This is a genomic window from Gemmatimonadota bacterium (assembly GCA_016209965.1).
Lineage (GTDB): Bacteria > Gemmatimonadota > Gemmatimonadetes > Longimicrobiales > RSA9 > JACQVE01.
This window is the reverse complement of sequence record JACQVE010000012.1, coordinates 1-8108: the sequence shown is the minus strand read 5'-3', so window position 1 is coordinate 8108 and position 8108 is coordinate 1. Positions and strand designations below refer to the sequence as shown.

Sequence of the window (8108 nt, the reverse complement as noted above, 5' to 3'; positions counted from 1 at the left end):
GCGGCCTACGTGGTGCTGGCCGCGCTGGGCGCGCCCGCCCTCACCGCGCTGGGCGTGCCGGTGCTGGCGGCGCACCTGTTCATCTTCTACTTCGGTTGTATGTCCAACGTCACGCCACCAGTGGCGCTGGCCGCCTACGCCGCCGCCGGGATGGCTGAGGCGGCGCCGCTCAGGACGGCGGTTACAGCGACGGCGCTGGCAGCCGCCGGCTTCCTCGTGCCCTTTGCCTTCGTCTACGGGCCGCCTCTGCTGCTGGACGGGTCAGCCGCCCAGGTGGGGCTTGCCGCGCTCACCGGCCTGGCCGGCGTGGTCGCACTAGGGGCGGCAGCCATGGGCTACGGCAACCGGCCGCTCCTGGCCTGGGAGCGCGGGGCGCTGGTGGTGGCGGCGGCAGCCCTGGTCGTCCCGGGGTGGGCGACGGACCTGTTCGGCGCAGGGGTCCTGGCGGTGACGCTGCTCCGGCCAGTGGCTGCTGCGGCCTGGGGTAGGGGCGCCGGAGCGGCGGCGAGGACGGCGGCGGGGACGAACCCTGGTCCGGGGGTGGGATCGGGGTTGGCATCGAAGTCGGGTACGGGTACGGGGGCGCTTCCGGGATCGGGCACGGGGCCGGGATCGAAAGGGAGCAAGGGGGCGGGGGCGGGGCTGCCCGTGTGCGCGGCACTGCTTGCCGGGAGCTTGCTGGCGGGGTGTGGCGGCCCGGGGGATTCGGGCGAGGCGCGGTTCCTGAGCATCGGCACGGGGGGAACGGGCGGGATCTACTATCCGCTGGGTGGCGCACTGGCCAGCCTGCTCTCGAAGGCGGACTCCGGCCGGCGCTACACGGCGGAGGTGACGGGCGGGTCGGTGGAGAACGTGAACCGAGTGCTGCGCGGCGAGATGGATCTGGGCTTCGCAATCGGAACGACGGTGCACGAGGCGTATCACGGCGTGGACCCGGCGGCCCGGAGACTCCGCATCGCAGCCCCGCTGTACCCGAACCCGACACACGTGCTGGTCCGGGCCGGCTCCGGGATCCAATCACTGGCGGAGCTGCGCGGCCGCAGAGTCTCGCTGGGCGCCGCCGGCAGCGGGACCGAGCAGCTCGCGCGCCACGTGCTCGAGGCCGCCGGCCTCGGCCAGGAGGACGTATCGAAACGCTTCCTCTCGTTCAGTGAATCCGCCGCGGCTTTGCGCGACGGCGCGATCGACGCCGCCATCCTCTCCGGAGGCTTCCCCGCGGCAGCCGTGCTCGAGGCGACTGCAAGCCGCACCGCATACCTCGTCGCCATCGACTCGACGGCCGCCCGCAAACTTGTCGAACGCTATCCCTACTACAGTGCGGCCGCCCTCCCCGCCGGCGCTTACCCTGGCGTGGACCGGGGCCTCCCCAGCATCGCCGTCATGAACTGGATCGTGGCGCGGGAGGACCTCGACGCTCGAGTCGTGGGACGCCTGCTGGATGTCCTGCTGCGGCGCCGGGCCGAGCTCACCAGGGCCCATGAAATCGTGCGCCAGATCGACCTCACTGCGCTGCGCCGGGCCTCCATCCCGCTGCACCCAGCCGCCCGGGACTGGTGGGAAAGCTGCCTTCGCGCAGCCACTTGCGGCGCGGCCTCCTATCCTCAATAATCCCGGCCCAGCACAGGCATGGCGGAACGGGCCAGGGGCTCGTTCACACGGGACGCGAGGCGCGAGGGCCTCGAGTGGGCGCGGGCGCTACGCCGGCGCCAGGGTGACCCGTCTCCCGGGAGGGACCATGCGGAACGGAGCTGCTGTGCCGGTGCTGTCCCCTTCGCCTTACCTTAAAGCAGCCTCCCCTCTCTCATCTCGCTGGCTGGCATCGGGCGGTGGCGGACAGCGGCGGCTCTGGTTCCCTCTTGTCTGGCTGGTGCCGCTGCTGCCGGCCGCGTGCCTGGAGCCGCCTCCCACTGCGGCGGAGCCGGATGCGGCGCTGGCCGCGGCCGTGGCCGCGGCTGGCGGGATTCTGATCAACGAGGTGATGGCGGACCCGAGCGCCTCGTCGGATGACAATGGCGAGTGGATCGAAGTCCACAACACCGGCTCGGCCTCGGTGAATCTGCAGGGTTGGCAGATCGTATCGAACAACGATGCCGCGCATACGATTGCCACATCGGTCACCGTGGCCGCCGGCGGCTATGCGGTGCTTGCCAAGGACGGCAACAAGAAGCGGAACGGCGGCGTGACCGCGAGCTACGTGTACGGGGCGGGCATTGTGCTGGCCAACGCCGCGGACTGGATCGTCTTGCGGGACGCGGCCGGTCTGACGGTGGACTCGGTGGCATGGGCCACAGCCATGCCGACCGGTGCGACGCGGGGTGTGAGCGATCCCTGGGTGGACAACGTCAACGTGAACGGCAGCAACTGGCATACGGCCACATCGGTGTTCGGCAAGGGGGACAAGGGCACGCCGGGCGCGCAGAATGACGGCTTTGTGGCGGCGGTTGCGACGGTCACGGTGACCCCGGCGTCGGCGAGCATCGCCGTGGGCGGCACGCAGCAGTTCACGGCCAGCGCCACGGACGCGAACGGCAACCCGGTGGCGACCACCTTCTCCTGGACCAGCTCGAACACGGTGGTCGCCACGGTGGATGCCAGCGGCCTGGCCGACGGCCAGTCGGCGGGCACGGCGCAGATCCGGGCCACGGCGCCCAATGGCGTGTTCGGCGAGGCGGCGCTAACGGTGACCTCGGGCGGCGGAGGCACGGTGCAGCTCGTGATCAACGAAGTGATGGCCGACCCCGCGGCGGCAACGGACGATGCGGGCGAGTGGTTCGAGGTACACAACCTGGGCACCGGCGCGGGCGATCTGCAGGGGTGGATCATCGTCTCGAACAACGACGCGGCGCACGTGATCAGTGCGTCGGTGGTCGTGCCGGCCGGTGGCTACGCGGTGCTGGGGCGCAACGGCAGCACGGGGGTGAACGGCGGCGTCACCCTGAACTACGTGTACGGCACCGGGCTCACGCTGGCCAACGCCTCCGACTGGCTGGCGCTGCGTGACCCCTCGGGTGCGACGGTGGACTCCGTCGCTTGGGCGACCGCCATGCCCACGGGGGCCACGCGCGGCGTGAGCGATCCCACCGCCGATAACACGGACGTCAAGGGTGCCAACTGGCACACGGCCACCTCGGTCTTTGGCGCTGGGGACAAGGGCACGCCGGGCGCGCAGAACGATGGGTTCATTGGCCCGCCGTCGGTCGGCGAGGTGGTGGTGCGGGTGCTGGACATCGGTCAGGGCGATGGCAACTACATCACGAACGGCACATCCAGGGTGTTCATTGATGGCGGGCCGGATACGGCTGTTTTCCGGCAGCACCTGGACGCGCTGGGGGTGCAGAACACGACGGTGGATTTCGTGATCATCTCACACGCCCATTTCGACCACTACAGTGGGCTGCGCGAACTGTTCAAGACGGCGCGGGGCATCACGATCGGGTACGTGTTCGAGAACAAGGATGCCTCGGACGCGGTGACGCTGGCCTCGCTGCGGGACTCGATCAATGCGCGGGCCGCGCGCGGCGAGCTGATCTACCGGGACACGGACGATCCGTGCGGCAGCGGCTCGCCCTCGTGTACGTTCACGCTGAACGGCGGCGCCAAGCTGCACATCCTGCGGCCGAACCCGGCGGGGAGCACGCCGAACAACCGGTCCGCGGCGGTGAAGCTGGTGGGTCCAGACTCGGCGTCGTTCACCATGTGGTTTGCGGGCGATGCCGAGCACGAGGAGATCGACTGGTTCGACCTGGGCGCGGACTACGACTTGAGCCCGGGGATGAGGGTGAACGTGCTGAAGGGGGATCACCACGGGAGCTGCAACGGCATCAAGCGGAGCTACATCCAGTTGCTCAACCCGGAGTGGGTGACCTTCTCGCTGGGCGCGAGCAACACGTTCGGCCACGTGCACACGCAGACCAAGGATCTGCTGCGTGAGCTGGCGAAGCCGTGGTACCGCACGGATCAGAACGGGACGATCACGTTCCGCTCGCCGGGCACGGTGGGTGGCGGCTACACGGTCTCGATCGAGCGGGGTGTGGCCAGCATGGATGGGGCGACGGACCGCACCTCGAGCCAGACGGTTTGTCAGAACCTGTAGGCGACGCGGCGGCGGCGGGCTCGCGGTGGGTATCTCGTTAGTCCCCGCCGGGGGCCCGCTCGCGCCGGGCGGAGCCTGCGAGGTCGTAACATATCTTTGCTCGCCTCCGGCTAACGGCCCGGCGATAAGGGCGGGCGAAGTCCGTCCGCTTCATCGCCCGGTTAGCCGGCTCATCGACCGAGGACCACATCGACGCCGTGCAGAACCTGGGCGAACTGCTTCGGCGCCAGTCGCCCAACGCGCTCGGTGAGAAAGGACCGATCGATGGTGATGATCTGCGACGCATTCGCCACCGAGTCCTTGGGCAAGCCCGTGGCCTTCGCCGGAAGGAGCGTGTTCCCCGGGGCGTCCGCCCAGGTCAGGTTGCTGGTAAGGGGCACGCACACGACTGTCGCGATCCGGCTGCGATTGAAGGAGTTGCCCTGAACCACGACCACGGGCCGCCGAAATCCGGGACCGGACCCTGCGGGCTCGGGAAGCTCCGCCCACCAGACCTCCCCTTGCGCGACCTCTACCACTCGGTGCGCTCAAGCACCCGCCGCGCCGCCCCGGCGAGGAACGGCTCGGGGCCGGGCTCACCGAGTCGCTCGAGCACGCGGTTCATGGCGTCCGTGACCTCGTCGGGGACATGGCGTGCCAGATACTCGGCCAGCGCTTCCGCGTAGAGTTGGCTGCGGGACTTCCGCATCCGCTTCGCCTGGCGCTCCGCGGCGCGGAACAGATCGTCTGGCAGCGAGACAGCCGTCTTCATACCATCAGTATAACCCTAGCGGCAGGCCTGCGGCAAGCACTCAGGGTGAGCGAAGTCCGGCTAAAGGCTATTTGGACTTCGACGACTTCGGCCGTGACGTCATAGAACACCCTGGTTTCCCCGACCCGGAGTCGAAACTGCGGTTGACTCAGCCCGCGCAGGGCCTTGATGCGGCTCTTGCTCACGCGGGTGGGCTCGTGACGCAAGTGCCGTTCGAGGGCATCCCGAACTTCGGCGCGGCGGTTCGCGGGGAGGACCAGCAGCTCCTGATTCACCGAGCTTGGCCCATTCCAACTTCGCCAACACCATGTCTTCCGCCGTTGCCACGTAAAGGGGGAAGGAGGCGGCAATCGTGGAGTTCTTGCGGGGCATGCGCGGCTCCATGCACGTGGCCTTTGAGGAGGGGACACAGGCGCAGTGGCTCCACGACCTCCTGGTCCCACTCGTGCACCGGGTGGTGGTCTGCGATCGCCGCGGGGAGCGCCGCCAGGGAAACAAGGGCGACCGGGTCGATGCCGACGAGCTCTCCGACCGGCTCCGCCGCGGCGCGTTGCGCTCCGTCTATCACGGCAGCCCCCAACGGGCCGCGCTCAACGACCTCACCCGAAGCTATCGGAAGTCTGGTCGAAGACGCCACGCGGGTGATGCAACGGCTCTGAAAGGGGGCCCGGACGTCCCGTGGCGGCGGTGGCCGCGCGGACTTCTATCATGCCATGATCGCTCGCGGCATGGACGAGGAACTCGCCCGCGTGACCCTCACCCGCAAGCTGGCGGCGGTCACGCTCCGGCTCTGGAAGAAAGCAGAGCGCTACGATCCAGCGAAGCTGACCATGCAAGCGCACTAGCGCCCAGACCCACGAGGCCGCGGTGTGGGGCCTTCCCCTCGCCGACGGCTCCTGGATCCGGGACAAGCCCTTGACGAGGCTGCCCGGATGTCTGATATTCTGAGAGCATGAAGGAGGAGATGGCATGCCGATTTCTGAATCTGGTCGGGTCGGTAAGAGGGGAACCCTCGTCATCCCCGCGCGGCTGCGGCGCCGGTTCGGCCTTACCGAGGGGTGCACGGTCATCGCTGAGGAGACGGAGGAGGGTATCCTCATCCGGCCCGCCGTCACGGTACCCATCGAGATGTACTCCGCCGAACGGCGCGCCGAGTTCCTGCTTTCCAACGCCGTGGATGATGATGACTATGCCCGGGCTCGGAATGAGGTGCGGAAGCTGGGCCTCGATCCCGATTCGATAGACCACCATCGTCCGTAGCTCACCGAACCGGTGGACCGTCTTTTCTTGGACGCCAACGTGCTCTTCTCGGCGGCATACCGCCAGGGCGCCGGAGTCGGCGCTCTGTGGTCGCTGGAGAACGTAGCGCTCTCAACGTCACCGTACGCGGTGGAGGAGGCGGAGAGAAACCTATCGACGGGAGAGCAAAGAGAGCGGCTACAACAGCTACTCGGGCCAGTACAGCTCGTGCAGACGGGTACTGTCCCCGAGTCAGTTCGCCAAGGCGTCACGCTGCCGGACAAAGACTGGCCAATCATTGGTGGAGCGATCGCCGCGGAAGCCACGCATCTGATCACTGGTGATCTCCAGCACTTTGGCCCCTATTTTCACAAGCGGATCGCTGGTATTCTCGTAGTACCTCCGGCTGACTACATGCGCAACGCTCGCCGCACTTTCTAACGCCTTGCGGCTCACTTGCGGCGGCCGCGCGAGGTCGTTTCGATCAGTGCAGATACTACCGCGGCCGCCGACAAGTGCAGCCGCCTGTTGAACTCAATCCGCCTTCGGCGGATAGCACTGCGAGTCCACCAGCCGGTTCTCAACGCCGTGTGATTGATCAATCTGGCAGCGCGCTGTCTGATCCTCTCAACCCTTTACCGAGAGGATCCCATGACACGCTAGGAGTCCTCGCCGCCGTTCAGGGAGCGGTGTCAGCGGCGCCAGTCCTCCACGCGGAGGCCGGGGACGCGCCGGAACTCGCCTGTGTTAGCCGTCACCAGCCTGATGTCGTTCGCGATTGCGATGGCGGCGATGAGCAGGTCTCGCTCGCCGATCGGCTGGTGGCGCAGCGTAAAGCGAAGACCGCCATGAAGCTCGGCGGCGCGACGGTCGAGCCATATCACTCGTCGTCCGGAAGAACCTGCGCAGCGCGCCGCCGAGCGGGAGCCGGCGCCTGCGGCGCCTGCGGCGCCGGGGGAGTAAACCGCTTGGGAAGCAGGGGGAACCTGGCCCGGTCGGCGACGCTCGCCGGCAAGCCCCGGGTTAGTAACCGCTGGTTGGGGCCGGCAGCGTCGCCTCGAATTCCTGGAGGGCTCGGCCGTACCTCTCTCCGGCCACCAGGCGCAGGTCGTTGTGGCGGGCGCCGCGGACCCACAGGTGCTGCTTGGGCGCCTGTGCGCCGGCGAACAGCTTCCGGCCGTGGGCGAAGGGGATGACCTCGTCGGCCGTGCCGTGGATGACCAGCACGGGGCAGTGCACGCGGCCCAGCTTCCGAAGGTTGCGGAAGCGGTCGAAAGGGAAGAGGGGCACGCGCGTAAGCACAGTGAAGGCGCTGGCGAAGGCGCCTTCCAGGATGAGCCCGGCGACGGGCCGCCGGGTTGCCAGCTCCACCGCCGGCCCGCTCCCCACGGAAATGCCGTGGAGTATGATCCGCTCGGGGAGCACCGCCAGCGGGCCGGTCAGGTACTGGTAGGCCGCTTCGACATCCCGGTAGACCCCGGCCTCGGAGGCGCGGCCGCTGCTCCGGCCGTAGCCGCGGTAGTCGTAGGCGAAGACGGCGAAGCCCAGGTCGCGCAGCGCCTCGAGGCCCGGCCGCGCATCGCCCAGGTCTTCGGCATTGCCGTGGCTGTAGAGGAGCGTGTAGCGCCCGTCGGGGTTGGGGAGGTACAGCGCCGCGAGCGCGACCCCGTCGCTGGTGGTGAGGCTCAAGAGGTCTGGGGCCGGGCCGTAGCTGGCGGGCGGCGGCTGGAATATGAGGCGTTCCGACCACAGGAGGGCGAGGAGCGCCAGCACGCCGTACGCGACCAGAAGTGCCCAGAGCATGGTCACGGCCAGGTCCCGGGGTTTGGGGAGGGCAGGCAAGGGGCCCCGGCGTGTGCCGGCACCGCTGTGCTATTCGGCGCTGCGGCCGGCCATGCGGCGGAGCCGCTCGAAGCGCGGATCGCCGCGCAGCGGGTCGAGCAGCGGCTCGACATCGAGATAGACCATCGAGCCGGAGCGGCTGCGCAGGGACTGCTCGAGCGCGCTCATCGCGGCGGCATAGTT

Annotated in this window: 9 protein-coding genes; 4 read left to right on the top strand and 5 right to left on the bottom strand. The window is 68.8% G+C overall.

The features are described from left to right. On the top strand, nt 1-1608 hold a 1608-nt coding region (locus HY703_00550), incomplete at its 5' end, for a TAXI family TRAP transporter solute-binding subunit (protein MBI4543667.1). A 259-nt stretch (nt 1609-1867) separates the two neighbouring features. After that, a complete protein-coding gene (locus HY703_00545) occupies nt 1868-4093 on the top strand; it encodes a lamin tail domain-containing protein (protein ID MBI4543666.1) in 2226 nt (741 codons plus the stop codon). Between the two features lie 170 nt (nt 4094-4263). Here the strand turns inward: HY703_00545 and HY703_00540 are convergent, their stop codons facing one another. Then, on the bottom strand, nt 4264-4611 hold the full coding sequence (locus HY703_00540) for a type II toxin-antitoxin system PemK/MazF family toxin (protein ID MBI4543665.1): 348 nt from the start codon (nt 4609-4611) through the stop codon (nt 4264-4266). Continuing rightward, a complete protein-coding gene (locus HY703_00535; GenBank protein ID MBI4543664.1) occupies nt 4605-4844 on the bottom strand; it encodes a ribbon-helix-helix protein, CopG family in 240 nt (79 codons plus the stop codon). The genes HY703_00540 and HY703_00535 overlap by 7 nt, the downstream gene beginning before the upstream one ends. Nucleotides 4845-5813: 969 nt before the next feature. On the opposite strand from HY703_00535, the gene HY703_00530 reads away from it, so the two are divergent. Continuing rightward, a complete protein-coding gene (locus tag HY703_00530) occupies nt 5814-6104 on the top strand; it encodes an AbrB/MazE/SpoVT family DNA-binding domain-containing protein (GenBank protein ID MBI4543663.1) in 291 nt (96 codons plus the stop codon). A 27-nt stretch (nt 6105-6131) separates the two neighbouring features. Next, nucleotides 6132-6524, top strand: coding sequence for a DNA-binding protein (locus tag HY703_00525; protein MBI4543662.1), 393 nt, complete (start codon nt 6132-6134; stop codon nt 6522-6524). Nucleotides 6525-6775: 251 nt separating this feature from the next. Here HY703_00525 and HY703_00520 read toward each other — a convergent pair whose 3' ends face one another. The 3 genes from HY703_00520 to HY703_00510 form a co-directional block, all read right to left on the bottom strand. Next, nucleotides 6776-6967 (bottom strand): hypothetical protein, encoded by a 192-nt coding sequence (locus HY703_00520; GenBank protein ID MBI4543661.1) that lies wholly within the window; start codon nt 6965-6967, stop codon nt 6776-6778. 139 nt (nt 6968-7106) lie between these two features. Then, the gene (locus tag HY703_00515; GenBank protein MBI4543660.1) at nt 7107-7886 is read right to left on the bottom strand and encodes an alpha/beta hydrolase; all 780 of its coding nucleotides are present in this window, start codon (nt 7884-7886) and stop codon (nt 7107-7109) included. Between the two features lie 69 nt (nt 7887-7955). Next, nucleotides 7956-8108 (bottom strand): hypothetical protein (locus HY703_00510; GenBank protein MBI4543659.1); only part of this gene is annotated, 153 nt, incomplete at its 5' end.

What these genes read in the sequence shown, in the direction of transcription:
- HY703_00535 (MBI4543664.1), bottom strand. Translation starts at nt 4,844, where the DNA reads ATGAAGACGGCTGTCTCGCTGCCAGACGATCTGTTCCGCGCCGCGGAG.
- HY703_00530 (MBI4543663.1), top strand. Translation starts at nt 5,814, where the DNA reads ATGCCGATTTCTGAATCTGGTCGGGTCGGTAAGAGGGGAACCCTCGTC.
- HY703_00515 (MBI4543660.1), bottom strand. Translation starts at nt 7,886, where the DNA reads ATGCTCTGGGCACTTCTGGTCGCGTACGGCGTGCTGGCGCTCCTCGCC.